Annotated in this window: 24 protein-coding genes; 8 read left to right on the forward strand and 16 right to left on the reverse strand. The window is 63.8% G+C overall.

The genetic code is table 11. The features are described from left to right. Positions 1–171 precede the first annotated feature (171 nt). The gene (locus GcLGCM259_RS07435; RefSeq protein WP_138926216.1) at positions 172–552 is read left to right on the forward strand and encodes a DUF3054 domain-containing protein; all 381 of its coding nucleotides are present in this window, start codon (positions 172–174) and stop codon (positions 550–552) included. Here the strand turns inward: GcLGCM259_RS07435 and GcLGCM259_RS07440 are convergent. Next, positions 535–1,077, reverse strand: a complete 543-nt coding sequence (locus GcLGCM259_RS07440; RefSeq protein WP_138926217.1) for a hypothetical protein — start codon at positions 1,075–1,077, stop codon at positions 535–537. The genes GcLGCM259_RS07435 and GcLGCM259_RS07440 overlap by 18 nt on opposite strands. After that, positions 1,074–1,670 (reverse strand): hypothetical protein, encoded by a 597-nt coding sequence (locus GcLGCM259_RS07445; protein ID WP_138926218.1) that lies wholly within the window; start codon positions 1,668–1,670, stop codon positions 1,074–1,076. Before GcLGCM259_RS07445 ends, GcLGCM259_RS07440 begins: the two co-directional genes overlap by 4 nt. A gap of 162 nt (positions 1,671–1,832) precedes the next feature. Between GcLGCM259_RS07445 and GcLGCM259_RS07450 the strand changes: the two genes are divergently transcribed. Beyond that, positions 1,833–2,114, forward strand: coding sequence for an Lrp/AsnC family transcriptional regulator (locus GcLGCM259_RS07450; RefSeq protein ID WP_054820817.1), 282 nt, complete (start codon positions 1,833–1,835; stop codon positions 2,112–2,114). A gap of 97 nt (positions 2,115–2,211) precedes the next feature. Here the strand turns inward: GcLGCM259_RS07450 and trpD are convergent, their stop codons facing one another. Then, a complete protein-coding gene (gene trpD, locus GcLGCM259_RS07455; protein WP_246049830.1) occupies positions 2,212–3,285 on the reverse strand; it encodes an anthranilate phosphoribosyltransferase in 1,074 nt (357 codons plus the stop codon). 288 nt (positions 3,286–3,573) lie between these two features. Between trpD and ctaE the strand changes: the two genes are divergently transcribed. From ctaE to qcrB, 4 genes are all read left to right on the forward strand, one after another. Next, positions 3,574–4,212 carry an aa3-type cytochrome oxidase subunit III gene (ctaE, locus tag GcLGCM259_RS07460; protein ID WP_138174001.1) on the forward strand — a complete coding sequence of 213 codons (639 nt, stop codon included), beginning with the start codon at positions 3,574–3,576 and terminating at the stop codon, positions 4,210–4,212. Between the two features lie 75 nt (positions 4,213–4,287). Continuing rightward, positions 4,288–5,079 (forward strand): cytochrome bc1 complex diheme cytochrome c subunit, encoded by a 792-nt coding sequence (gene qcrC / locus GcLGCM259_RS07465; RefSeq protein ID WP_138174003.1) that lies wholly within the window; start codon positions 4,288–4,290, stop codon positions 5,077–5,079. 69 nt (positions 5,080–5,148) lie between these two features. Further along, complete coding sequence (qcrA, locus tag GcLGCM259_RS07470; RefSeq protein ID WP_138926219.1) at positions 5,149–6,198, forward strand: cytochrome bc1 complex Rieske iron-sulfur subunit; 1,050 nt, start codon at positions 5,149–5,151, stop codon at positions 6,196–6,198. 2 nt (positions 6,199–6,200) lie between these two features. Beyond that, positions 6,201–7,874 carry a cytochrome bc1 complex cytochrome b subunit gene (qcrB, locus tag GcLGCM259_RS07475; RefSeq protein WP_138926220.1) on the forward strand — a complete coding sequence of 558 codons (1,674 nt, stop codon included), beginning with the start codon at positions 6,201–6,203 and terminating at the stop codon, positions 7,872–7,874. 244 nt (positions 7,875–8,118) lie between these two features. On the opposite strand, the gene GcLGCM259_RS07480 is transcribed toward qcrB, so the two are convergent. The 7 genes from GcLGCM259_RS07480 to GcLGCM259_RS07510 all read right to left on the reverse strand — a co-directional run bounded on the left by GcLGCM259_RS07480 (position 8,119) and on the right by GcLGCM259_RS07510 (position 15,023). Further along, positions 8,119–8,838, reverse strand: coding sequence for a hypothetical protein (locus GcLGCM259_RS07480; protein WP_138926221.1), 720 nt, complete (start codon positions 8,836–8,838; stop codon positions 8,119–8,121). 105 nt (positions 8,839–8,943) lie between these two features. Beyond that, a complete protein-coding gene (locus GcLGCM259_RS07485; protein ID WP_138174011.1) occupies positions 8,944–9,726 on the reverse strand; it encodes a GntR family transcriptional regulator in 783 nt (260 codons plus the stop codon). Between the two features lie 129 nt (positions 9,727–9,855). Next, positions 9,856–10,257, reverse strand: a complete 402-nt coding sequence (locus GcLGCM259_RS07490; RefSeq protein ID WP_054820881.1) for a cytochrome c oxidase subunit 4 — start codon at positions 10,255–10,257, stop codon at positions 9,856–9,858. A 2-nt stretch (positions 10,258–10,259) separates the two neighbouring features. Beyond that, positions 10,260–11,978 carry an aa3-type cytochrome oxidase subunit I gene (gene ctaD, locus GcLGCM259_RS07495; RefSeq protein ID WP_054820880.1) on the reverse strand — a complete coding sequence of 573 codons (1,719 nt, stop codon included), beginning with the start codon at positions 11,976–11,978 and terminating at the stop codon, positions 10,260–10,262. A 6-nt stretch (positions 11,979–11,984) separates the two neighbouring features. Further along, the gene (ctaC, locus tag GcLGCM259_RS07500) at positions 11,985–12,875 is read right to left on the reverse strand and encodes an aa3-type cytochrome oxidase subunit II (protein ID WP_138174273.1); all 891 of its coding nucleotides are present in this window, start codon (positions 12,873–12,875) and stop codon (positions 11,985–11,987) included. A gap of 213 nt (positions 12,876–13,088) precedes the next feature. Beyond that, positions 13,089–13,463, reverse strand: a complete 375-nt coding sequence (locus tag GcLGCM259_RS07505) for a HesB/IscA family protein (RefSeq protein ID WP_054820879.1) — start codon at positions 13,461–13,463, stop codon at positions 13,089–13,091. A 150-nt stretch (positions 13,464–13,613) separates the two neighbouring features. Next, a complete protein-coding gene (locus GcLGCM259_RS07510) occupies positions 13,614–15,023 on the reverse strand; it encodes a dipeptidase (RefSeq protein ID WP_138926222.1) in 1,410 nt (469 codons plus the stop codon). A 72-nt stretch (positions 15,024–15,095) separates the two neighbouring features. Here GcLGCM259_RS07510 and GcLGCM259_RS07515 point away from each other — a divergent pair, with 72 nt between their 5' ends. Beyond that, the gene (locus GcLGCM259_RS07515; RefSeq protein ID WP_138174015.1) at positions 15,096–15,683 is read left to right on the forward strand and encodes a DUF3043 domain-containing protein; all 588 of its coding nucleotides are present in this window, start codon (positions 15,096–15,098) and stop codon (positions 15,681–15,683) included. A 340-nt stretch (positions 15,684–16,023) separates the two neighbouring features. Here GcLGCM259_RS07515 and GcLGCM259_RS07520 read toward each other — a convergent pair whose 3' ends face one another. Then, positions 16,024–17,088, reverse strand: coding sequence for a quinone-dependent dihydroorotate dehydrogenase (locus GcLGCM259_RS07520; RefSeq protein WP_138926223.1), 1,065 nt, complete (start codon positions 17,086–17,088; stop codon positions 16,024–16,026). A 62-nt stretch (positions 17,089–17,150) separates the two neighbouring features. On the opposite strand from GcLGCM259_RS07520, the gene GcLGCM259_RS07525 reads away from it, so the two are divergent. Beyond that, positions 17,151–18,185, forward strand: a complete 1,035-nt coding sequence (locus GcLGCM259_RS07525) for an alpha/beta hydrolase (protein ID WP_138926224.1) — start codon at positions 17,151–17,153, stop codon at positions 18,183–18,185. A gap of 36 nt (positions 18,186–18,221) precedes the next feature. On the opposite strand, the gene GcLGCM259_RS07530 is transcribed toward GcLGCM259_RS07525, so the two are convergent. The 5 genes from GcLGCM259_RS07530 to GcLGCM259_RS07550 form a co-directional block, all read right to left on the reverse strand. Continuing rightward, on the reverse strand, positions 18,222–19,049 hold the full coding sequence (locus tag GcLGCM259_RS07530; protein ID WP_138926225.1) for an isoprenyl transferase: 828 nt from the start codon (positions 19,047–19,049) through the stop codon (positions 18,222–18,224). Beyond that, complete coding sequence (recO, locus tag GcLGCM259_RS07535) at positions 19,046–19,795, reverse strand: DNA repair protein RecO (RefSeq protein WP_138174023.1); 750 nt, start codon at positions 19,793–19,795, stop codon at positions 19,046–19,048. Before recO ends, GcLGCM259_RS07530 begins: the two co-directional genes overlap by 4 nt. A gap of 140 nt (positions 19,796–19,935) precedes the next feature. Further along, entirely contained in the window at positions 19,936–21,678 is a 1,743-nt protein-coding gene (leuA, locus tag GcLGCM259_RS07540) for a 2-isopropylmalate synthase (protein WP_138926226.1), read from the reverse strand. Between the two features lie 308 nt (positions 21,679–21,986). After that, positions 21,987–22,949, reverse strand: a complete 963-nt coding sequence (gene era, locus GcLGCM259_RS07545; protein ID WP_138926227.1) for a GTPase Era — start codon at positions 22,947–22,949, stop codon at positions 21,987–21,989. Continuing rightward, positions 22,936–24,231 carry a hemolysin family protein gene (locus tag GcLGCM259_RS07550; protein ID WP_138926228.1) on the reverse strand — a complete coding sequence of 432 codons (1,296 nt, stop codon included), beginning with the start codon at positions 24,229–24,231 and terminating at the stop codon, positions 22,936–22,938. Before GcLGCM259_RS07550 ends, era begins: the two co-directional genes overlap by 14 nt.

Consider the following 24,231-nt stretch of genomic DNA (forward strand, 5'->3'; position numbering starts at 1 on the left):
GCTCTGGCCCAGGGTGATTGGGTGCCGCTGACGGTGCCTCGCTAGCGAGGATGTCAGGGGCTGCGCCAGGAAAAGCCGGTCCCACTCCCCTGCTTGCAATGTGCATGAGCTAACACGGTGGCGGTGTGTGCGCGGACAGGCAGGGCGTGGCGGGCGACCTAAGATAGAGGCATGACTGCCAAAGTTCGCTCATGGCCATGGTGGGTTCTGCTTGATGTGGTTCTCGTCGTTATTTTTGCCGCCTTGGGGCGCCGCTCGCACGAGCACTCGCTGTCCGTGGCGGGTATCGCCGAGACGGCCGCGCCTTTTGTGCTGGCCTACCTTGCCATGACGCTGATTTCCCGTCCTTGGCTCACCATCAACCGCATTTGGCCTACCGGCGTTCTGGTCTGGGTTGGCACCGTGGCTCTTGGCATTGCCCTGCGGCTTGCCCTTGGCTCGACCGCTGCGGTGCCGTTCATCATTGTTGCCGCCGTAGTCCTTGGCGTCTTCCTGATCGGCCGTCGCCTGTTGACCCGCCTGCTGACTCGTAGCTCAGCCGAGCAGCATTAGGCCCAATCCGTAGGCCCCGGCCGCACACAGGCTGCTGCTGAAGGTTCCAAGAATGAACTGCTCGGCCGCGTTGTGGTCTTTCAGTTCCGAGAACCGGCCCAAGCCCTTGATCGCCAAGATGACGGCAATGCCCTCAGGCCAGTTGGCCCAGAGGGTACAGACGAAGGCCGTGCGCTCGAGCAGGCCGATCCACAGTCCGCCGCGCAGGGGCGACTCCCCCGCCGGCGACTTGGTTTTCCGTGCCTGGTGATTGGCCGCCAGATGAAAGACCAGCTCCGTGTAGGGGCTCCCGATTGCCACGGCGAAGACAACCGAGGCGGTGACGACCAGAACAAAGGGCACTGCCGCGGCATCGGGATCATGCATCGCGATCACCGCAACGATGGCCGCTGCCAGCGCAATGGCGAAGGAGATCACCGTCAGGCCAACCTTCAGCGGCGTGGGACGCTTTGCCGGCTTGAGCAGATGCGTGCCGGCGGCAACCACGGTGGAGGCCAGCATGAGAAGGAAGGCCGCCCAGGTCATGACTTCTCCCCCGGCTCAATCAGCTTGCCCAGGGCCTTCGCCGATTCGAGCATCATGCGATTGGTTTCAAACCACAGGCTCGACGCCAGGCGCATGGACACCGCCTGCTGGGTGATCCCCAATTCCTTGGCCACCTCGCTCTGGGTCATCCCCCGGTCCATTAACAGGCCGGCTTCCCAGGAGGTGCTGCGGCGCTTGGCGACGATGCTGGCCGTCAGCTGCAGCTCCGCCTCGAGCCGCTCCGTCTCTGGATGGGCGGAGCTCACCGCGATGTTGCCGGCTGCTCGCTTGGCGCGTTCCACCGCATCCCGGGCGTGTTCAAAGGCCGGGCCGCGCCCGGCCCGTGTCTCCTTCGGCAAGGGCAGTTCCGCCTCGCCAAACCCCACTCCCACGCTCCACTCCCCTGAGGCTGCGAGCATGACTGCCAGGTGTACCGCTTCGCCGGCGTGATCCAGCACGCCCTGAACCTCGTCGCCGGCGGTACGCTGGAACGGACGCAGCGGTCCGACGGTGGAGTTGGCGTTTTCGATCAAGTGCTCAACCTTGTCCTCGCTTTTGCGCGAACCGCGCTGATCAACGGTCAAAACAATCATGCCACAAGGTTACAACTTTGTAATCGAACGCACAAGTCTATAGATTTGTGCGACCGGTCATTTACTGGGGGGCGCCCGAATGAGGTCGATCACGCCCGTGGATTAGACTTAATCTAGGTTCCCGGCCGTTTTGGCCTTCCGCATCACTCCAGAGAGGTACTCATGGTCACCGCGTTCGTCATGATCCAGACAGCCACGGACAGCATCCCCGAATGCGCACAGCAGATCTCGGAGATCGAGGGGATCAGCGAGGTGTATTCGGTAGCCGGTGACTGGGACTTGATCGCCATTGCCCGGGTGCGGCGGCATGACGATCTGGCCACAGTCATCCCCAATGAGCTGTCCAAGGTTCCCGGAGTTCGCGCTACCCAGACCCACATTGCCTTCCGCGCCTACTCCAGCCATGACCTGGAAGCGGCCTTCTCGCTGGGACTGGACGACTAGCGCTCTCCCCCACGACAGACGCGCAAGGCGTCTGCATCAGCCCCAGGGCTTGTGCAGACGCCTTGCGCGTTTTGGTTTCCGGTGGTTCAGGGAGCAGCTAGCGACTGCTCTGCTTTGCGTTCTGGTTGGCCTCAGCCCACCGCTGTAGGGCCTGCGCCGCAGCGCCGCTGTCAATTGACTGCTCGGCCCGGCGCACGGCCGCGGAAATCCGCTCATTGAAGCTGCCCTCAGCTTGCTCGTCGTAGGCGACGATTCCCACCGCTGCATTCAACACGACGGTGTCCCGCACCGGGCCAGCGGCGCCGTTGAGGACCTCGTGCACAACCCGGGCGTTGTGTACGGCATCGGCCCCGCGCAGCTGATCCAGCGTGGTGCGCTCAATGCCCACTTCGCTGGCATCGAACATGAACTCCTGGACCTTGCCCTGACGCACTTCCCAGACGCGGTTCGATGCCGTGGTGGTCATTTCATCCAGCCCGTCCTCGCCGCGGAACACCAGGCCGCGAGCTCCCCTGGCCGCCAGCACGCCGGCCATGATCGGCGCCATGCGCAGATCCGAGCAGCCGATCGCGGAGGCCGAGGGCAGCGCCGGGTTGGTCAGCGGTCCCAGGAAGTTGAAGGCGGTGGGGATGCGCAGCTCGCGGCGTGCCACGGCCACGTGGCGCATGGAGGGGTGGAAGAGGTTCGCGAAGCAGAAGGCGATGCCGGACTGTTCGTACACCCAGGGCAGGCGCTCCACCGGAACATCCAGATTCACACCGAGGACCTCGAGCACGTCGGCCGATCCGGAAGATGAGGAGGAAGCCCGGTTGCCGTGCTTGACCATCTTCACCCCGGCACCGGAGCACACCAGGGTGGCCATGGTGGAAATGTTCACCGTGTTTTGCCGGTCTCCCCCGGTGCCCACAATGTCTAGGGTTTGTCCCTCGATATGAATCTTGCGGGCATTGGCCACCATGGAGTCGACCAGGCCGGTCAATTCGGCGATGGTTTCACCCTTGGAGCGCAGGGCCACCAGGAAGCCGGCGATCTGCACATCGGTGGCGTTGCCGGACATGATTTCATTCATCGCCCAGGCGGCCTCATCGCGCTGCAAATCCCGGCCGCTGATCAGGGCGGAAAGCAAGCTCGGCCAAGTGGGGAACTTTTGGGAAGACTGGGTCGTTGACACGAGTACAAGCTTAATGAGGAAGCGCGCCGGGCTGCCACTTCATTGCGTCGCATGAGTCACACCAAAAGCCCAGAATTCCGGGCAAAATAGCGGATAATTAAGGAACAGTCACGTTGCTTAAGTCCTGCAACACGGCCCCCGGCGCGACACGGCTCTACAAATTGTAGAAACAGTTTCTCGGCTACTTCCGCGAGTTTCCGGGCTTGTGGCCGAGGTGTGGTGCAAAAAACCACTGTCACGTGCCTTTTGCATTGGTATCTTCGGTCCGTTTAGAGACATAATGACAGTGTGACAACTGCGACTCATGCCCCAAATACACCGGTGCCAAGTGCACCGAACCGCCCCAATATGGCGTCGGTGGGAACGATGGTGTGGCTCTCCAGCGAGCTCATGTTCTTCGCCGCCCTCTTCGCCATGTACTTCAGCCTGCGCGCTGCCGCGCCAGAGCTCTGGGCGAATGAAACTGCCAAACTCAACGTGCCTTTCGCGCTGACCAACACCTTGATTCTTGTTGCCAGCTCGTTCACCTGCCAGATGGGTGTCTTCCGCGCCGAGGAGTTCAAGGCCCGCCGTTCCGGCGGCGTCTTCAACTTCAAGGAGTGGGGAATGATTGAATGGTTCATCCTGACCTTCATCATGGGATCCATCTTCGTCTCGGTCCAGGCATATGAATACGCCATGCTCGTTCACGAGGGTGTGGCTATGAGCTCGAACTCCTACGCTTCGGCCTTCTACATCACCACCGGCTTCCACGGCTTGCACGTGCTCGGTGGCCTGATTGCGTTCCTGCTGATCATCAGCCGTGCGATGCTGGCCAAGAAGTTCGGCCACTTCGAGGCGACTGGCGGAATCGTCGTGTCCTACTACTGGCACTTCGTTGACGTCGTGTGGATCGCCCTGTTCGCGATCATCTACTTCCTGAAGTAGGCAACTAACAATCATCAGTTGCCTCCATAGAAGTAGGGCAACACCACACCAAGAAATAAGTGAGGAACCAGCAAAGTGAAGGCTCTTTCGAAAAAGCGCCGCCACCCGCTCGCCGCTGTGGCTCTGCTGTTGTTTGGTCTGCTGGTCACCGGCAGCCTCTACACTGCAGCGGGCAGCATCAACGAAGCAAAGGCGGCCACCGCGACCGCTTCGGCTGCAGACATCCAGGAAGGCCAGAAGCTGTTCGTTGCGAACTGCGCGACCTGCCACGGGATGAACGCCGAAGGCACTGACTCTGGACCGACCCTGATCGGCGTGGGCGCAGCCTCCGTTGACTTCCAGGTGGGCACCGGCCGCATGCCGATGCAGATGCAGGGCCCGCAGGCCCAGATCAAGCCGGTCCAGTTCAATGACGAGCAGATTTCGCAGCTCGCAGCCTACGTGGCCAGCCTGGGTGCCGGCCCGGCGATCCCGGACGAAGAGTACCTGGACACCGAGAAGGGTGACGCTGCCCATGGCGGTACCGTCTTCCGCGTCAACTGCGCCATGTGCCACAACGCTGCTGCAGCCGGTGGTGCTCTGACCCGCGGTAAGTTCGCACCAACCCTGGCCGGTGTCTCTGAAAAGCACATTTACGAAGCGATGGTTACCGGACCGCAGAACATGCCGGTCTTCAACGATTCGAACATCACCCCCGAAGAGAAGCGTGACGTCATCACCTTCCTGAAGACCATTGAAGCCAACGGCACTGCCGGTGGCGCCGCCCTGGGTGGCCTTGGTCCGGTGGCTGAGGGTCTGTTCGTTTGGACCGCCGGATTGGGCATCATCATCGGCTTCGCCGTTTGGTTGACCTCGCGTCCTTCCTAAGACGCCCACGGCTTCGGCCGACCCCATCACTACGTACATTAAATTCTTGAGAGAAGGATGAGAGACAACATGGGCAACCATAGTCACGGGAGTCCCGAAGACTCGGGCACCGTTGCTAAGGCTGACGATGTGGCTCAGGATCGGTTCCCGGATCCGGGTCTACCACCGCACCGTCCGCGCATCGCAGACCGCGACCCGCGCCAAGCCAAGCGACACGAGCGCCAAGTAGCGCTGCTATTCATTATCTCCATCATCGGAACCGTGCTGTTCTTCGTGGCCTACTTCGTGCTGGGCCACCTGGGCGACATGACCTTCGCCGAACTGCGCGTGCAGAACGCCATGCTCGGCCTGGGCACCACCTTCGCGATGCTGGGCATCGGTGTGGGCATCGTTCACTGGGCCCGTACCCTGATGCCGGACCACGAGCTGGTCGAAGAGCGTCACGAAATCCGTTCCGAGGAGGACCGCCAGGACGCCGCCGAGATCGTTGACACGATCCTGGAAGAGTCCGGCATCAAGCGCCGCCCGCTGATTCGCAACACCCTGATCGGTGCGCTGGCACTGGCCCCGATCCCGGCGATCTTCTACATGCGCGACCTGGAGCGCTCGGGCAAGACCGCCCACCAGATGGTCGACCAGCTGCGCCACACCATGTGGGACACCGGCGTCCGTCTGACCCGCGACCCCTCCGGCACCCCGATCAAGGCCGCCGACGTGCAGATCGGCTCCGCCCTGCACGTGATTCCCGAAGGCCTGAACGACGCCGAGCAGCCGCTGAACGAGAAGGCCAAGGCCGTTGTGCTGGTCATGCGCATGGATCCGGCCGAGATGCAGATCTCGGAAGGCCGCGAGGACTGGCACGTGGATGGCATCGTCGCCTACTCGAAGATCTGCACCCACGTGGGCTGCCCGATCGCGCTGTACGAACAGCACACCCACCACCTGCTGTGCCCGTGCCACCAGTCGACCTTCGACCTGACCCAGGAATGCAAGGTCATCTTCGGCCCGGCCGGTCACGCACTTCCGCAGCTGCCGATCATGGTTGACTCCGAAGGCTACCTGGTAGCCCGCAGTGACTTCCACGAGCCGGTTGGCCCGAGCTACTGGGAGCGTGGTTAGTCATGTCAACGAACGCTGAGTTCACTGCCAAGACCCGCACCGGCCGCATCACCAACTTCGTGGATTCCCGCGTGGGTGGTTCGGCCATCGTCAAGGAATTCGGCCGCAAGGTCTTCCCTGACCACTGGTCATTCATGTTCGGTGAAGTCGCCCTGTACACCTTCGTACTGCTGGTGCTTTCCGGAACGTTCCTGACCTTCTTCTTCGATCCGTCGATGACCCACATCGTCTACAACGGCTCCTACGTGCCGCTGAAGGGCACCGGGATGTCGGTGGCCATGCAGTCCACCATGGACATCTCCTTCGATGTGCGCGGCGGCCTGTTCATGCGACAGATCCACCACTGGTCCGCGCTGCTGTTCGTGGCCTCGGTTTCGGTGCACATGCTGCGCGTGTTCTTCACCGGTGCGTTCCGTCGCCCGCGCGAACTGAACTGGGTCGTCGGCTGTGTGCTGTTGATCCTGGGCCTGGCTGCCGGCTTCACCGGCTACTCGCTGCCCGATGACCTGCTCTCCGGTAACGGTCTGCGCATCATCGACGGCGTGATCAAGGCGCTGCCGATCGTTGGTACCTACATCTCGATGTTCTTCTTCGGTGGCGAGTTCCCGGGCGAGGATGTCATCCCGCGCCTGTACTCGCTGCACATCATGGTCGTGCCGGCGCTGATCATCATGATGGTGGTTATCCACCTGTTCATGGTTGTCACCCACAAGCACACCCAGTACCCCGGCCCGGGCCGCACCAACAACAACGTTGTCGGCTTCCCGGTTGGCCCGGTGTACGCTGCCAAGGCTGGTGGATTCTTCTTCATCATCTTCGGCATCGTGGCCTTCATCGCAGGCTTCTTCCAGATCAACGCGATCTGGAACTACGGTCCGTACGACCCCTCCCCGGTGTCGGCCGGTACCCAGCCTGACTGGTACATCGGTTTCGTTGACGGCGCCCTGCGTCTGATGCCCGGCGTGCTTGGCAACTTCTCGTTCGAATGGGTCATTCCGTTCCCATGGGGCGACAACACCCTGGTGCTCTCGGTGCTGCTGCCGGCCCTGGTTCCGGCAGGCATCCTGTTCGCGGTCATGTTCACCTGGCCGTGGATCGAACGCTGGGTCACCAAGGACAACCGCGAGCACCACGTGCTGGACCGTCCGCGCAACGCGCCGTTCCGCACCGCCGTGGGCATGGCCGGTGTGGTCTGGTACTGCACCATGTGGGCCGCTGCGTCCTCGGACCTGATGGCCACCCACTTCCATGTGTCGCTGAATGACGTGACCTACTGGCTGCGCGTGCTGTTCATCGTGGGACCGTTCGTCGCGTTCTTCGTGACCCGCCGCATCTGCCTCTCGCTGCAGCGCAAGGACCGGGAAACCGTCCTGCACGGCCGCGAGACCGGCACCATCCAGATGTCGCCGGAGGGCGGCTTCGCGGAGAAGCATGAGGAGCTGGATGCGTACACCCTGTACCATCTGACCAACTTCGAGGACCGCAAGTTCATCCCGGCCGAGCCGGATGCTGCAGGACACATCTCCCGCCAGGAGAAGCGTCGTGCGAAGTGGTCGAAGTTCTTCTTCGAAGATCGCGTCGCCCCGGTCACCCCGAAGGAGCTGGAAGCAGCACACGCTGCCCACGGCCACCATGAGGTCGAAGGTGCAACCGACAGCGCATCCATCGAGAAGTAAGCTCGAAACGCATTAGTCACATCTAAAACGGTGGGACCCGCAGCCAGCGGGCCCCACCGTTTTCGTTTAACCACTGGCCATTACCCCGCCATGGCCAACCCAAGGCCAGCGCTTGGCGGCGGCTCAGCAAGCCTCCGACCCACCGCACGCCGATCCCCCTGCAGGAACCGGTGCGGGCCACTGCGCGGAAACCGGTGCGCTCGCCACCGACACCGCTGCTGGCACCACGGTGTGGGAAAACCCTCTACTGAACTCCGCCACCGGTATCGTCCCGACCCGTCAGGCGCTCACTGAGATGATCCAACGCCAGCGCGACCTGCCCTGGATCCCGCAAAAATCCCAGATGCCCCAGCTGCAGTCGCTGCGCGGGCCAGCCGGCTGCCACCGCCCGCTCCCAGTCCCCCAGATAACCATCGCTCAGCAGAAGATATCCAGCCGTCACCTGCGCGCTCCAGCCTGCGGGCAGGGGAAGACGTTCATCCACGTAGGAGGCCGCCACGCGCGGACAGCGCTCATCCAGCTGCGCGAAGTCCGCATCACTGTTCACCAGGGCCCGCACGCTCTCCCGCGGCCACCAGCGCGACCAGCGCGGTAGCAGGCCTGCCTCCGCCCTGCCCCGCAGGGGCTCTCCCAGTGACGCGGGCACCAGCGCCAGGCAGCGGCCGTCAAACGGCGGCAATATGGCATCCAGGAAGATGGCTGGGGTTCCAGGAAAACGGTCCAGCAGGGAGGGTAGATAGGCGCCCGCGTTGGAGTGGGCGATCACGACCACGGGATCCGCCCCAACCTTGCCACGGAGGCCATCCAACGCCGCTGAGTACTGTTCAAGCGCCTCTTTGGCCCCTTCGCCGGGATCAGTGCCCTGAACCTCCACTTGATGTCCTCGGCCCGTCAGCTGTTCGGCCAAGGGCAGCAGGGCGCTCGGTTGCAGAAAGATGCTCGAGAGCAGCAGAAGGCGTGCCATGGCGCTGAGATTATCAGCTGCGGCAACGAGATGTACACGGCGGATCCCCTAGCACCGCCGCCAGGGGCTTGGAGGCGTTTGCACGCCGGCCGGGAGGGCGAATACCTAGAACGAGGTGGAATAACGCGGCGTGCGGGTGCCCAAGCGCTGAAGTGGCACGAAGAGCTTGTAGCGGTCCGAACGGTAGAGCGAGACCGAGTAGTCGGCCAGGCGTTCGCCGATGTAGGCGTAGCGGGTGATCTGCAGCAGCGGGAACCCGTCTTCCACGGCCAGCAGTTGGGCCTGTGCGGGGCTGGCGGCCGTGCTCTCGACCTGATCCTCGCCCCACTCCAAGAGGATGCCGTAGCGCTCATGCAGTGTTTGGTAGAGCTTCGAGGGTGGCTGCCCATCGACGAAGCCGGGGACCAGGTCGGCCGGCATGTAGTTCTCGTCCAGGCTCATGGGGGTCCCGTCCGCCAGCAGCAGGCGCTTGAAGCGCACCACGGGTGTCCCCTCGTCGACCATCAGCTGGCTGGCCAGGTGGGCGGACGCCTTGATTTCGTCGAACTTCAGCACGTGGGCGTCCGGGACCATGCCGCGGCGCATCATGTCCTCGCTGTAGGAGTGCAGGCGGACCCTCAGGTCCATTTTCTCCGGAACCACGAACGTGCCGATCCCGACGACGCGTTTGAGCACCTGTTCGTCCACCAGTGCGTCGATGGCCTGACGGATGGTTTTGCGCGCCACCCCAAAGTGCTCGGCCAGTTCACGTTCCGGCGGCAGCTTGAAGCCCGGCTCGCACGACTCCCGGGCGTGCGTCTTGAGGATGCGTCGGATCTGCCGGTACTTGCTCTCGCTCGATTCTGGATCGAGGCGGGCCGTGACGGCCGGCTGCGGCGCGTAGCGCATGGCCAGCTCCTTCCACTGGGTCTTCTCCCATTAAACGCCATCCCGGAGGCCTGGCGACAACGCCCCCACGGTCGGGTTAACTGAGAAAGGGCGACGAGTTCGAAAACTCGTCGCCCTTTCTCAGTTTACTTAGTGAGCGTGCTTGCCGCGGCTGAATTCGTTGACCCAGCCGACCACGCCGATGATGGCCAGGCCAGCACCGATGTAGAAGACCCACCAGCCAACGGCCAGACCCAGGAAGCTGATACCAGCTGCCGAGGCCAGAACCAGCGGCCACCAGCTCCACGGTGCGAACAGGCCGATGTCGCCTGCGTTCTCGTGGATCTCGCCGTCAACACGGTCCTCGGGACGGATGCCGACGTTCTTGGCGGTCATCTTCAGGTACCAGCCGACCATGCCGGACATGGCGGCGAGCATCAGCAGGGCCAGCATGCCGACCCATTCTTCCCAGTTGACCATGTAGCCGTAAACGATGGCTACCGGAGTGAAGAAGAAGATTCCGCCCATGAAGAGCCAGGATTCAATTTTCATTCTTACTTGTCCTTCTGGTCAGCCGGGCCGAAGATCTTCGCGACCGGGTTTTCCGGAGTAGCACGTCCGTTCAGTTCCGGGTGGTGCAGGTCCAGGGCCGGACGCTCAGAGCGGATCCGCGGGATCGAGTGGAAGTTGTGACGCGGCGGCGGGCAGGAAGTTGCCCATTCCAGCGATGCGCCGAAGCCCCACGGATCATCAACGGTGACCTTCTTGGCCTGACGGTGGGTGATCCAAACGTTCCAGAAGAACGGGATCATCGAGATGCCAAGGACGAAGGAGAACACGGTGGAAACCTGGTTCATCATGGTGAACCCGTCTTCCGGCATGTAGTCGGCGTAGCGACGCGGCATGCCGATGACGCCCAGCCAGTGCTGGATCAGGAAGGTGCCATGGAAGCCGATGAACAGCAACCAGAAGTGGATCTTGCCCAGACGCTCGTTGAGCATGTGCCCGGTCCACTTTGGCCACCAGAAGTAGAAGCCGGCGAACATGGCGAACACAACGGTACCGAAGACAACGTAGTGGAAGTGTGCCACCACGAAGTAGGTGTCAGACACGTGGAAGTCCAGGGCCGGAGCCGAGAGGATAATACCGGTCAGACCACCGAACAGGAAGGTCACCAGGAAGCCGATGCTCCACAGCATCGGGGTTTCGAAGGTGATCGAACCGCGCCACATGGTGCCGATCCAGTTGAAGAACTTCACGCCGGTCGGAACCGCGATCAGCATGGTCATGAAGCCGAAGAACGGAAGCATGACGGCACCGGTCACGTACATGTGGTGAGCCCACACCGAAACCGAGAGGGCGGCAATGGCGATGGTCGCGAAGACCAGGCCCTTGTAGCCGAAGATCGGCTTGCGGCTGAAGACCGGGAAGATCTCCGAAACGATGCCGAAGAACGGCAGCGCGATGATGTACACCTCGGGGTGACCAAAGAACCAGAACAGGTGCTGCCAGAGCACCGCTCCCCCGTTATCCGGATCAAAGATGTGTGCACCCAGACGACGGTCAGCACCCAGTGCGAACAGCGCAGCTGCCAGCGGCGGGAAGGCCATCAGGATCAGGATCGAGGTGATCAGGGTGTTCCAGGTGAAGATCGACATGCGCCACATGGTCATGCCAGGTGCGCGCAGGCAGATGATGGTGGTAATGAAGTTCACTGCACCCAGGATGGTGCCGAAGCCGGACAGTGCCAGACCGAAGACCCACAGGTCACCACCGACGCCCGGAGAGAACGTGGTGTTGGACAGCGGTGCGTAAGCGAACCAACCGAAGCTCGCGGCGCCCTGAGGAGTCAGGTAGCCGGCCAGGGCAATGGTCGAACCCAGCGAGAAGAACCAGAACGCCAGGGCGTTCAGGCGAGGGAACGCCACGTCGGGCGAACCGATCTGCAGGGGCATCATCACGTTCGCGAAGCCCGCAAACAGCGGGGTGGCGAACATCAGCAGCATCACGGTGCCGTGCATGGTGAACAGCTGGTTGTACTGTTCCTTGGTCTGCACGATCTGCATGCCCGGCTCAAAGAGCTCGGCACGGATCAGCAGCGCCATCACACCACCGATGCAGAAGAACACAAACGAAGAAATGAGGTACATGTACCCAATCTTCTTGTGGTCCGTGCTGGTGATGTAGTCAACGAAGATGCGTCCCTTTGACCTCGGGACGACGGCCGAGTTGATGCTCTTCACATCATCGGTCGCGTATTCAAAAGTTGTCATGACCGGTTACTCTCCTTCCCCTTGTCCTTCGTGCTCGACGACCACGGAGTTAACCTTGTTCGGCTGACGGTCATATTCCTCGCCGAGGTGTCCGTCTTCCAGCTTCGCCATCTGGGCCTTGAACTCGGCCTCGCTGACGACCTTGACGTTGAACAGCATCTCGGAGTGGTACTCGCCGCAAAGCTCGGCGCACTTACCGTCGAAGGTGCCCTCAACCTGCGGGGTGAGGTACATGTAGTTGGTGCGGCCCGGAATCATGTCCAGCTTCTGCACGAACGCCGGCACCCAGAACGAGTGGATGACGTCGCGGCTGTTCAGTTCCAGGGTGACAGTCTTGTTAACCGGCAGGTACAGGGTCGGCAGGGTCTCCTGGGCGCCGGCCGAGCCGTCCTCGTTCAGGTGAGCCTGCTTGCCAGCGAAGTACTTCTCCTGGCCGTCGTACGAGTAGTTGAAGTCCCAGGCCCACTGCTTGGCGCGGACGTCGACGACAACTTCGGAATCGACCTTGGTGTTGATTGCCTTTTCAACGTTGTTGTTGAAGCTAAAGAAGACCAACACCAGAACCAGCGGAATGGCGGTGTAGAAAATCTCGATTGGCAGGTTGTAGCTGATCTGACGCGGGTAGCCAGTATCGGACTTACGGCGGCGGTAGGCCACGACACACCAGAGCATCAAGCCCCAGGTCAAAACACCGATCACGGTGACAGCGATCCACGAGTTAACCCATAGATCCTGAATCATCCCGGTGTGGTTGGTGGTGTCACGCTCCACGTTCGGGAGCCAACCGCGCTTTACCTCCGCTGAACATCCCGTCAACAGCAGTGCGCCAGTACCTACCAAAGCCATGACTTTGGCTTTGGCAGATCCGCGACTGCCGGTTCGGTCTTGCGAACTCACAGACGGCCCTTCCTCTTTGTTGGTGCTGAATGTGTGGTCTTCGTAGGTCATCCCGCGTTTACGAGTGTGTCCCGTGAGCTGGCCCACGAAGCGAAACATAGTTTTACTACTTAATGTAGAGCTTACCCTCTCAAGCCCCTGAATGCAGAAAAACACCTCTGTTCCAACGAAAGTTTCTTAAACGTTTGAACAGAGGTGTTAGTTCCCGCTGATTTAGTGGAAAGAGTCCCCGCAGGCACAGGATCCGCCAGCCGACGGGTTGTCGATGGTGAAGCCCTGCTTCGAGATGGTGTCCTCGAAGTCGATGGAGGCGCCATTGAGATATGGGACACTCATCTTGTCGACGATCACTTCCACGCCGTCGAACTCGCGCACGTGGTCCCCGTCGAGCATGCGCTCATCGAAGTACAGCTGGTAGATCAGGCCCGAGCAGCCCCCGGGCTGCACGGCGATGCGCAGACGCAGGTCGTCGCGGCCTTCCTGGTCCAGAAGTGAGCGCACCTTTTCGGCGGCCACGTCGCTGAGGTTCACCTCGTGGGTCGGCAACTCGGTGGCGTCGCCCTTGACATCATTTGCTGGTGCAGTCATGTTTCTCCTCCCATACTGCAGTGGTGCGCCCTGCCCCGGTTCGTGGGGTGAAGATGTGCACCTCTCCTCTAGTTTCTATCGTACGACTCATCTGGGAATTCGCACCCATGTTTGTTTCACACTATGAGCCGATTCATAACCGGACGGAGTCTACAGCCCTTCGCTGTCCAGCCGGGCCAGCAGCAGCGCCTCGGCGACGATCGCGTTCTTGAAGTCCCCCAGGTGCAGCGACTCGTTGGCCGAGTGGGCCCGCGAGTCCGGATCCTCCACGCCGGTCACAAGGATTTGAGCTTGTGGGAAGACCTCGAGCAGGTCGGCGATGAATGGGATGGATCCGCCCAAACCCATGCTCACCGGTTCGGTCCCCCAAGCTTGGGCCAGGGCCCACTGCGCCTTTTCGTTCGCCGCCGCATGCAGGTCCGCCTGATAGGCGCTGCCCGCCTCGGTGGCGGTGAAGGTGACTTCGGCTCCGCGCACGTCCTGGGCCAGGATATGCTCCTCCAGCGCCTTCAATGCCGCTGCCGAGTCCTGTCCGGGTGCCAGTCGCATCGACACCTTGAACCGCGTGCGCGGGATCAGGGTATTGGAGGAATGGTCAACGCTGGGCATATCCATTCCAATGACGCTCAGCGCCGGTTTATTCCACAGCCGGTCGGTGATCTTGCCGGTTCCGGCCAGGGACACGGAGTCCAGCAGGCCCGAATCGGCGCGGAACTGCTCCTCGGAGTAGTCCACGTCGGCGTGGTCGTTGGAGACGAGCCCGGGTACGGCAACGGCCCCGTTCTCATCGTGCAACGTGGAGATCAGCTTGGCGGCCAGCAACGGGGCGTCGAGCACCGGCCCGCCGAACATGCCCGAGTGCACGGCGTGCGTCATGGACCGAACCTCGATCTCGGCGGCAGCCATGCCGCGCAGCGAGGAGGTCAGCGCCGGGGTGCCCACGGCCCAGTTCGAGGAATCGGCCACGATGATCACATCGGCTGCCAGCTTGTCCTGATGCGCCTCCAGGAAGTTGCGGAACGACGGGGAGCCGGCCTCTTCCTCACCCTCGAAGAAGAAGGTCACCCCGACACCGAAGTCGGCGACCCGGTCCAGCACGGCGCGCAGCGCGGCAACGTGCACCATGATGCCGGCCTTGTCATCCGCGGCGCCACGGCCAAAGAGCCGGTCCCCGACACGGGTGGCCTCAAAGGCCGGGGTGTTCCAGTCCGCTGGGTCTCCGGGTGGCTGTACGTCGTGGTGGGCGTAGAGCAGGATGGTGGGCTTGCCGGGTTTGGCTGTGCGGCGGGCCACCACCGCCGGGCTGCCCATGGTTCCCTCATCGGTGGGTTCGCGCAGGATCTCCACGCTGTCCACCCCGATGGCCTCCACCAGGGCGGCCACGGCCTGGGCGCTTTGCTCCAGGTTTGCCGGGTCGAAGGATTCCCAGGCGATGCCGGGGATTGCCACCAGCTCGGTCAGTTCGGTGAGGATCTTCTCGAAGTTGGCCTCGACGTGCTCGCGCAGGCCGGCGATGTCCACCCCGTGGGCGGCCGCTGCGGCCGAAGTGTTACTAGTCATGCTTCCAAGCCTAACAACCGATCAAGTCCGGCCAATGTCACGTCACAGCCGCGGAACCGATAGGATGGGCGGGTGTTTGGACGTAAGAAGGAAGAACCTCAGCCCCCGCAAGAGCAGGCCCCAGAGACGCTGGCCTCGCCCGATGGCCGCAAGAGCGGCCCGACCCCGAAGCGCAGCCAGCAGCAGGCACGCCACCAGCGTCCGCTGGTGCCCAATGACCGCAAGCAGGCCAAGGAGATGGAGCGCAAGCGCCGCATCGAGGCTCAGCAGCGACTGCGTATCGCCAATGAAACCGGTGATGAGCGCTATCTGATGCCGCGTGACAAGGGTCCGCAGAAGCGTTTTGCCCGCGACTTCATCGACTCGCGCTGGATGTTCAGCGAGTTCATGATGTTCATCATCCTGCTGTTCCTGGTCGCCTCCCTGGTGTTCAGCCAGAACCTGACACTGCAGGTCTACGTGCAGTTCGGCCTGTACATCGTGTTGGGTGTGGTGATCATCGAAGGAATCCTCACCGGATGGCTGCTCAAGCGCGAGTTGGTCAAGCGCTTTGGCAAGCTCGAGCGCGGTGTCCGACTCTACGCCTTCATGCGCGGCATGCAGTTCCGCAAGCTGCGCCTGCCCAAGCCGCAGGTCAAGCGCGGTGCGAAGCTGAGCTGATCCAAGCACTCAGACATTAAAACAAGGAGGGTTCCTAGTGGAACCCTCCTTGTTTTTTGGCCTTGGGGCGAGGATCATGCCCACCTTGTGCCTCCGGCCTAGGACTGCCCGGCGAACACGCGTTTTATGCACAAGCCCACAGCTTTGTATCGCTCGGTACAAACCGCAAGTTTTGTGCACGGCCTGAGCTCGGTATCGCTGCTCCCCCGAGGACTACCGATAATCGGCCTCAGACGCCCGGGCGGTATCCGGGCACAAGAAAAGGCGGGTGCCCGCTGGCACCCGCCGTCATCTTCAACTCGGCTGGCCGTATCTGGGCACAGCGAGCTGGTGAGAACTCCTAGAGCATCTGCGCCAGCTCCCGGTTGATGTTCCGGGCCCAGAACGGTCCTTCGTACAAGAACGCCGTGTATCCCTGCACCAGGTCCGCTCCGGCATCCAGACGCTGCTTGACGTCCTTCGCATCGCTCACCCCACCCACGGAGATGATCGCCATTTCGGCGGGCACCAGTTCGCGCAGCTGGCGCAGCACCTGCAGGGAGCGTTCCTTCAGCGGGGCACCGGACAGTCCCCCGGCCCCAATGTCCTCGACGCGCGCCGAGTCACTGGCCAGCCCCTCGCGACCGATGGTGGTGTTCGTGGCAATGATGCCGTCCAGTTCCAGTTCAATGGCCAGGCGTGCCACATCGGCCACGTCCTCGTCGCTGAGGTCCGGGGCGATCTTCACCAGCAACGGCACGTGCCGGCCGGCCACCGCATCGGCCTTGGCCCCCACCTGCTCCAGCAGCGGACGCAGGGAATCCACGCTCTGCAGCAAACGCAGCCCCGGGGTGTTCGGGCTGGAGACGTTCACCACCAGGTAGTCGGCGTGGTTCGCCAGCTGGCGGGTGGATTCCAGATAGTCGCCGACCGCGTCCTCCAGTTCGACCAGCTTGGTCTTGCCGATGTTCACGCCAACGACCGGACGGTGCCGGCGGTAATCGGCCTTCAGCTGCTGCCGGGCGGTGGCCACCCGGGCGGCGACGACCTCGGCGCCCTCGTTGTTGAACCCCATCCGGTTGATCACCGCGCGATCCTCCACCAGGCGGAAGAGCCGCGGGGTCGGATTGCCCGGCTGGGCCTGACCGGTGACGGTGCCGATCTCCACGTGCCCGAACCCGATGTCGCTCAGCGCCAGGATGCCGGTGGCGCCCTTGTCGAAGCCGGCGGCCAGGCCAAAGGGCGAGGGGAAGTCGATGCCCATCACCGTGCGGCGCAGCTTCGGGTCGGGAGCGAAGAACTTGCGGGTCAGCTTGCTCAATCCGACACGCTGCGCCAGCTTGATGGCGTCAAAGGCGAAGTGGTGGGCCTTCTCCGGATCCATCTTGGTGAAGACGTGCTTGAAAACCAGGGGGTAAATGCGCATGGTTTCAATTTTCCCCGCTGGCCAGTGCGCTTGCCAAATTCTTTACCGGCTAGGCTGGTGCCATGAGCGGTCTGCACGGTATTCCATCAAGCCAATGGCCGGATTTCTTGACCAGCACGGATCCCGGCGGCTGGGCCGCCGACCCGTTGGGCGAGGACTTTGAGCACACCACCTTGGACCTTGGCGTGGATGGGGAGGGCCCGGTGCTGGGCACTTTGGTCCGCTATGTGCCGAAGCAGCCGCCCCCGGGCAATCCGGAAGAGCGCGGCATCCTGCTCAGCGTGCATGGCTGGAGCGACTACTTCTACAATCGCGAGCTGGCCGAATTCTGGCGGGCCGCCGGCTACCGTTTCTACGCCCTGGACCTGCGCCGCTATGGGCGCAGCCTGCGCAGCGAGCACCAGCGTCCCGGCTATGTGGAGCACCTGGCCGAATACCACCAGGAGCTGGACGCGGCCGCGGATCTGCTCACGGCCGAGCACCCGGGGCTGCCGCTGCTGGTGCAGGGCCATTCCCTGGGCGGGCTGATCATCAGTCTCTGGGCCCAGCAGTCCACCGCCAGGCTGGCCGGGCTGGTGCTCAATGCCCCGTGGCTGGAATTCCAGGGCACCCAGTTCCTGCGGATACCGGCCCAGGGGCTGATGGAGGCGATGGCCCGGCGCTCCCCCACACGCACCCTGCACCTGCCCGAACTGGACCACTACTGGCTCTCGCTCTCGCAGGACGGGCACGGGGAATGGGACATCCACCCGCTGTGGCGTCCACGGCACGCGTTCCGTCCCACCGTGGGCTGGATGCGCACGGTGCTCGAGGCGCACGCAAAGGTGGCCAAGGGGCTGGACCTGGAGCTGCCGGTGCTGGTGCTCACCAGCGCCCAGTCGCACTTCGGGGCCAGCTACGATCCGCTGATGCAGCGCACCGATTCGGTGGTGGACGTGAACCTGGTGCGCCAGCGCAGCCTGAAGCTGGGCAGCTTCGTCACCAATGCGATCATCACCGACGCGATGCACGACGTGTTCACCTCATCCGCCGGGCCGCGCGCCGAGTCCTATGCGAAGGTCCGGCGCTGGCTGCACCTGCTGCAGGGCGCAAGCTAGCCGGCGCCGCGCCAGGCTTCCCCTGGCGGAACGCGCTTAGCTGTGGGCCGGTGCCTCCTCGGGCTGGGGCTTGTCCACCGCGCCACCGTAGCGGCGGTCGCGTTGCGCGTACTGTTCGACGGCCTTGAACAAGGTGGTGCGGTCCACATCCGGCCACAGCTCGTCCAGGAACACCATTTCGGCGTACGCCGACTGCCAGAGCAAAAAGTTGCTGGTGCGCTGCTCACCGGAGGTGCGCATGAACAAATCCACATCCGGCAGTTCCGGGGCGTGCAGGTAGCGGCCAATGGTTTTCTCGCTGATCCCGGAGGGCTTCAGCCGTCCGGCCTGCACGTCCTGGGCCATCAGGGTCATGGCGTCGGCCAGCTCGGCCCGTCCCCCATAGTTCACGCACATGGTCAGCTGGCAGCCCAGGTTGTCTTCGGTGAGTTGCTCGGCGGCCTTCAGCTCGTTGATCACGCTCTTCCACAGCCGTGGTTCACGCCCGGACCAGCGGATGCGCACACCCCAGGAGTTCAGGGTGTCGCGCTGGCGGCGCAGCACGTCGCGGGAAAAGCCCATCAAGAAGCGCACTTCCTCGGGGCTGCGCTTCCAGTTTTCGGTGGAGAACGCGTACACCGAGACGTACTTGATCCCCAGCTGCACGGCCCCGGCCATCACATCCAGCAGCGCGGCTTCCCCCGCCCGGTGTCCCTCGGTGCGCGGCAGCCCGCGCTGGTTCGCCCACCGGCCGTTGCCGTCCATCACGATCGCCACGTGCTGGGGCAGCACGGCGGCCGGGATGGAGGGCACCTGCGGGTTCCGGGGGTGCGCATAGGGGCTGACCGGGCCGCGCTGGCCGGTGATCGGGGCGAGCTTCTTCATGTTCTCTCCACATGGCGTAGGGACTTCACGGCACGTTCCAGGTGCCACTGCAGGTAGTTGGCTACGATCTTGGCGCCCTGGTCGCGCGCCTTGGGCCCGGCGGTGGCCACCGTGTCCCAGTCCCCGGTCAGCAGCGCCTGCAGATAGCTGACGGTGACCGGGTGCGGGGAGGTGGAGCCCGGCGGGCGGCAGGCCGGGCAGACCACGCCGCCCAGCTGGATGTTCAGCGCCGAATGCGGACCCGGTTCACCGCAGCGCACGCAGTCGGTGAAGGAGGGGGCCCAGCCTGCCACGGACAGGGCGCGCAGGAGGTAGGAGTCCAGAATCGGTCCGGGGTCCACGCTGCCGCGGGCCAGCAGCGCGATCGCCCCGTGCAGCAGCCGGTATTGGCGCATCGTGGAGTCGGCGTCCGCCTCCAGCAGCCGTTCGGCGGTTTCCACCATCGCGGTGGCCACCGTGTAGGCGGAGTAGTCGCCGACCAGCTTTTGCCCGTAGGGGTGGCGCAGCTGGGCCTGGGAGATGATGTCCAGGCTGCGGCCCATCACCACCTGGGCGTCGACTTCCATGAACGGTTCCAGGGTGGCGCCCATCCGCGAGGAGGTGCGCCGCACCCCCTTGGCCACGGCCCGGACCAGCCCGTTGGGGGTGATCAGGGTGATGATGCGGTCGGACTCGCCAAGCTTGTGGGTACGCAGAACAATGCCGCGGGTGCGGTAACTGCGTGATGCGAATCCAGATCTTGCCACACCCCCAATTATCGCACTTTTGCACCGCTCCCGCGCACCACGGCTCGCCTGCCCGGGGCTGGGGCCGCACGGCACGGCGCCCCGCAGCGTTGCAACGCTGCGGGGCGCCGTGTTGGTGGTCGTGCCGTTGGCCGGTGGGGCTACTTGGCGTCGCGGATGGCGCGGTTCACCGCGGAGACCACGGCCTTCAGTGAGGCGATGGTGGTGTTCGCGTCCATGCCCACACCCCACAGGATCCGGTCCCCGACCGCGCATTCAACGTAGGCGGCCGCCTGGGCGTTGCCGCCCTCGCTCAGCGCGTGCTCGGTGTAGTCCAGCACCCGCAAATCCACCCCGTCCTCGTTGAGCATCTTCACCAGTGCGGAGATCGGGCCGGTGCCCTCGGCGCTGCGCTCCTGGGCGGCGCCGTCCACCAGCAGCTTGGTGTGCAGCACGAAGCTGCCGTCCTCCGCGGATTCGGCGGTTGCCGAGGCGATCTTGTAGTACCCCCAGGGCTTGAGGCCATTGCCCTCGGCCACCGGCAGGTACTCGTCCTGGAAAACCTGCCAGATGGTCTGCGAGGAGACTTCCCCGCCCTCGGAATCGGTCTTCTTTTGGATCACCCCGGAGAATTCGATCTGGGCGCGGCGCGGCAGGTCCAGGTTGTAGTCGTTCTTCAGCAGGTAGGAGACCCCGCCCTTGCCGGATTGGGAGTTCACCCGGATCACGGCCTCGTAGCTGCGCCCGATGTCCTTGGGGTCCACCGGCAGGTAGGGCACCGCCCAGACCAGGTCATTGATGTCCTTGCCCTGGGCGGCGGCCTTGGCGTCCATCGCCTCCAGGCCCTTCTTGATGGCGTCCTGGTGGGAGCCGGAGAACGCGGTGAACACCAGGTCCCCGCCGTACGGGCTGCGCTCGGGCACCGGCAGCTGGTTGCAGTACTCCACGGTGCGTCGGATGTGGTCCATGTCGGAGAAGTCGATCTGCGGGTCCACGCCCTGGCCGAACATGTTCATGCCCAGGGTGATCAGGTCCACGTTGCCGGTGCGCTCCCCGTTGCCGAACAGGCAGCCCTCGATGCGGTCCGCGCCGGCCAGGTAGCCCAGCTCCGCGGCGGCCACCCCGGTGCCGCGGTCGTTGTGCGGGTGCAGGGAGAGGATGATCGACTCCCGGTTGGCCAGGTTGCGGTGCATCCACTCGATCGAGTCGGCGTACACGTTCGGGGTGGCCATCTCCACGGTGGCCGGAAGGTTCAGGATCACCTTGTTCTGCGGGCTGGCCTCCAGCACCTCGGCCACCGCCTCGCAGATGCGCTTGGCGAACTCGAGCTCGGTGCCGGTGTAGGACTCCGGGGAGTATTCGTAGGTGATCTTGGTGCCGCTAAGCTGCTCCTCGTACTTCTTGCACAGCCGCGCACCCTGCACCGCGATGTCCACGATCCCGTCCTCATCCTGGCGGAACACCACTTCGCGCTGCAGGATCGAGGTGGAGTTGTACAGGTGCACGATCGCCTGCTTGGCGCCCTCCAGCGCCTGGTAGGTGCGCTCGATCAGGTGTTCCCGGGACTGGGTGAGCACCTGGATGGTTACATCCTCGGGGATGCGGTCCTGTTCGATGAGCTGGCGCACGAAGTCGAAGTCGGTCTGCGAGGCCGAGGGGAAGCCCACCTCGATCTCCTTGAAGCCCATCTGCACCAGCAGGTCGAACATCTTGTGCTTGCGCTCGGGGCTCATCGGGTCGATCAGCGCCTGGTTGCCGTCGCGCAGATCCACCGCGCACCAGCGCGGGGCCTTGGTGATGTATTTGTCTGGCCAAGTGCGATCGGGCAGGTTGACCTCGATCTGGTCCTGGAAGGGAACATACTTGTGGATTGGCATGTTCGAAGGCTTTTGCATGTTCTGCATTTCGGTATCCCCTGGACAATTGGTGGTTGTTTGTATGGGGCCGGATGAGGGCGAACTCCGCGACGAGGGGTCGGCCGTGGGACCACTAGCGGTCCGTTGGATCCTCGCAGCGGCTAAGTAGCAGTAGTAGCTCGAAATGCATTTTTCAAACATAGCACCGCCGGTGGGATGCGACGCAGTTGTTGCACGTTTGTGTCACATTCCGGACGCCCGGCCCTGCACCGCACCTTTCCCGGGCATGGCACAACCCCTGCCCGACCAGGTCGGACAGGGGTTGTTTACGGGTTGCGGCAGCCCGTGGCGGCGGGCTAGAAGCCGAGGCGGCCCAGCTGCTTCGGGTCGCGCTGCCAGTCCTTGGCCACCTTCACGTGCAGGTCCAGGTACACCTTGGTGCCCAGAAGCTTCTCGATCCCCTGCCGGGCGCGGGTGCCGACCTCGCGCAGCCGGGCGCCACCCTTGCCGATCACGATCGCCTTCTGGCTTGGCCGCTCCACGTACAGGCTCACGTGGATGTCCACCAGCGGGTTCTCCTTCGAGCGGCCCTCGCGCGGGGCCATCTCCTCGACAACCACGGCCAGCGAGTGCGGCAGCTCATCGCGCACCCCCTCCAGCGCGGCTTCGCGCACCAGCTCGGCGACCATCACGCTCTCCGGCTCGTCGGTCAGCTCCCCGTCCGGGTACAGCGGCGGGCCCAGCGGCAGCTGTTCGACCAGCACGTTGGCCACCTGCTCCACCTGGAAGTCCTTCACGGCGCTGACCGGGATGATCGCGGCGAACCCGTCGGGCCCGAAGTTTTCGCTGCCCAGCTCCGTGACCGCGATCAGCTGGGCGGCCAGGGTCTCGCGGTCCACCAGGTCGGCCTTGGTGACCAGGGCGACGATGGGCTTGCGCTTGAGCTGGGCGAGCTGGCTGGCGATGAAGCGGTCCCCGGGGCCGATCTTCTCGTTGGCCGGCAGGCAGAAGCCGATCGCGTCGACCTCGGAGAGGGTCTCGGCCACCAGGTCGTTCAGCCGCTGCCCCAGCAGGGTGCGCGGGCGGTGCAGCCCGGGGGTGTCCACCAGGATCAGCTGCGCGTCGGGGCGGTGCACGATCCCGCGGATGGTGTGCCGGGTGGTCTGCGGCTTGGCGGAGGTGATCGCGATCTTCTGCCCCACCAGGGCGTTGGTCAGCGTGGACTTGCCGGCGTTGGGCCGGCCCACGAAGGAGGTGAAGCCCGAACGGAAGTCCTCGGGCCAGCTGCCGGAGGCGGGAAGGTTGTTAGTCTCTGCCATTGGGTGATTCCTCTATGGTTTCTCTCTGGTCGGAAGCGCCGTGGTGCAGGCGCTCTACATGAATTTTGCCCACGCGGTTGCGCCGCCCGGACAGGGAGACGACTTCCAGGCGCAGCCCGTGGATCTCGGCCACCGAGCCGAGCACCGGCACCGATTCCAGGGCCTTGGAGATCAGCCCGCCCACGGTGTCCACGTCCTCCTCCTCGATGTCCATGCCGAAGAAGTCGGCCACGTCGTCGATGGAGGTGCCGGCCTGGGCTGTCAGCGTCCCGTCCGGGTTTTCCACCACGTCCGGGCGGGAGCGGTCGTATTCGTCGTCGATGTCCCCCACGATCTCCTCCAGCAGGTCCTCCAGGGTGATCAGCCCGGCGGTGCCGCCGTACTCGTCGACCACGATGGCCAGGTGTATGGACTCCTGCTGCAGTTCCTGCATCAGCTCGGCCGCGTTCTTCGATTCGGGCACGAAACGCACCTTGCGCGCCAGTTCGCCCAGCGATTCGGCGCGCTGCAGCCCGTGCACCTCGCGGATCACGTCCTTGAGGTAGATGATCCCGCGGATGTCATCGGCGTCCTCCCCGGCCAGCGGGATGCGGGAGAAGCCCGAGGCCATGAACAAGTCCAGGGCCCGGTGGATGGTGGTGTCCGCGTCGAAGTAGACCATGTCGGTGCGCGGAACCATCACCGAGCGCACATTGGTTTCCTCCAGGTCCATCACCGAGGAGATCAGCTCCGCCGATTCCTCCTCCAGGTCCGCGCCCTCGCTGGCCCGGTCCACGATGTCACGCAGCCGGTCCTTGTCCAGGTAGGTGTCCTCATGGCTGGAGCCCGAGGGGGCCAGCGCCTTGCCGATGGAGGCCAGCCAGTTGGTCACCGGGCCCAGCAGCACGCGCAGCAGGCGCACCAGCGGGGCGGTGCTGCGCACCACGGAGGCCGCGTTCGCCCGCCCGTAGCGCCGCGGGGAGACCGAGACCAGCACGAAGCCCAGCCCCGCCATGGTGATGGTGGCCAGCAGCCCGGCCAGCCAGATGTTGTGGATAAAGCGGGAGAAGACCAGGGCGATGGCCACCGCGGAAGCGGTTTCGAACCACATCCGCCAGAAGCGGATGGACTGGGCGTGGGATTCGCTGTCGTCCAGGATCCGGGTCAGCGCCTTGGAGTTCGAGTCGTTGCGCAGTTTTTCCGCCGTGTGGCGGGAGAGGGCATAAAAGGCCGAATCCGCTGCCGTGAGAACCGCCGCACAGGCGAGGAAGATCAGGGCAGCGATCACTAAAACGGTGCTCAC

Source organism: Glutamicibacter creatinolyticus, from assembly GCF_006094275.1.
Classification (GTDB): Bacteria; Actinomycetota; Actinomycetes; order Actinomycetales; family Micrococcaceae; genus Glutamicibacter; species Glutamicibacter creatinolyticus.

What these genes read in the sequence shown, in the direction of transcription:
- GcLGCM259_RS07510 (WP_138926222.1), bottom strand. Translation starts at nt 15,023, where the DNA reads ATGACTAGTAACACTTCGGCCGCAGCGGCCGCCCACGGGGTGGACATC.
- GcLGCM259_RS07530 (WP_138926225.1), bottom strand. Translation starts at nt 19,049, where the DNA reads ATGAAGAAGCTCGCCCCGATCACCGGCCAGCGCGGCCCGGTCAGCCCC.
- GcLGCM259_RS07435 (WP_138926216.1), top strand. Translation starts at nt 172, where the DNA reads ATGACTGCCAAAGTTCGCTCATGGCCATGGTGGGTTCTGCTTGATGTG.
- GcLGCM259_RS07485 (WP_138174011.1), bottom strand. Translation starts at nt 9,726, where the DNA reads ATGCGCTACGCGCCGCAGCCGGCCGTCACGGCCCGCCTCGATCCAGAA.
- qcrA (WP_138926219.1), top strand. Translation starts at nt 5,149, where the DNA reads ATGGGCAACCATAGTCACGGGAGTCCCGAAGACTCGGGCACCGTTGCT.
- ctaD (WP_054820880.1), bottom strand. Translation starts at nt 11,978, where the DNA reads ATGACAACTTTTGAATACGCGACCGATGATGTGAAGAGCATCAACTCG.
- leuA (WP_138926226.1), bottom strand. Translation starts at nt 21,678, where the DNA reads ATGCAGAACATGCAAAAGCCTTCGAACATGCCAATCCACAAGTATGTT.
- GcLGCM259_RS07445 (WP_138926218.1), bottom strand. Translation starts at nt 1,670, where the DNA reads ATGATTGTTTTGACCGTTGATCAGCGCGGTTCGCGCAAAAGCGAGGAC.
- GcLGCM259_RS07450 (WP_054820817.1), top strand. Translation starts at nt 1,833, where the DNA reads ATGGTCACCGCGTTCGTCATGATCCAGACAGCCACGGACAGCATCCCC.
- GcLGCM259_RS07490 (WP_054820881.1), bottom strand. Translation starts at nt 10,257, where the DNA reads ATGAAAATTGAATCCTGGCTCTTCATGGGCGGAATCTTCTTCTTCACT.
- GcLGCM259_RS07505 (WP_054820879.1), bottom strand. Translation starts at nt 13,463, where the DNA reads ATGACTGCACCAGCAAATGATGTCAAGGGCGACGCCACCGAGTTGCCG.
- GcLGCM259_RS07480 (WP_138926221.1), bottom strand. Translation starts at nt 8,838, where the DNA reads ATGGCACGCCTTCTGCTGCTCTCGAGCATCTTTCTGCAACCGAGCGCC.
- era (WP_138926227.1), bottom strand. Translation starts at nt 22,949, where the DNA reads ATGGCAGAGACTAACAACCTTCCCGCCTCCGGCAGCTGGCCCGAGGAC.
- qcrB (WP_138926220.1), top strand. Translation starts at nt 6,201, where the DNA reads ATGTCAACGAACGCTGAGTTCACTGCCAAGACCCGCACCGGCCGCATC.
- GcLGCM259_RS07525 (WP_138926224.1), top strand. Translation starts at nt 17,151, where the DNA reads ATGAGCGGTCTGCACGGTATTCCATCAAGCCAATGGCCGGATTTCTTG.
- GcLGCM259_RS07520 (WP_138926223.1), bottom strand. Translation starts at nt 17,088, where the DNA reads ATGCGCATTTACCCCCTGGTTTTCAAGCACGTCTTCACCAAGATGGAT.
- GcLGCM259_RS07440 (WP_138926217.1), bottom strand. Translation starts at nt 1,077, where the DNA reads ATGACCTGGGCGGCCTTCCTTCTCATGCTGGCCTCCACCGTGGTTGCC.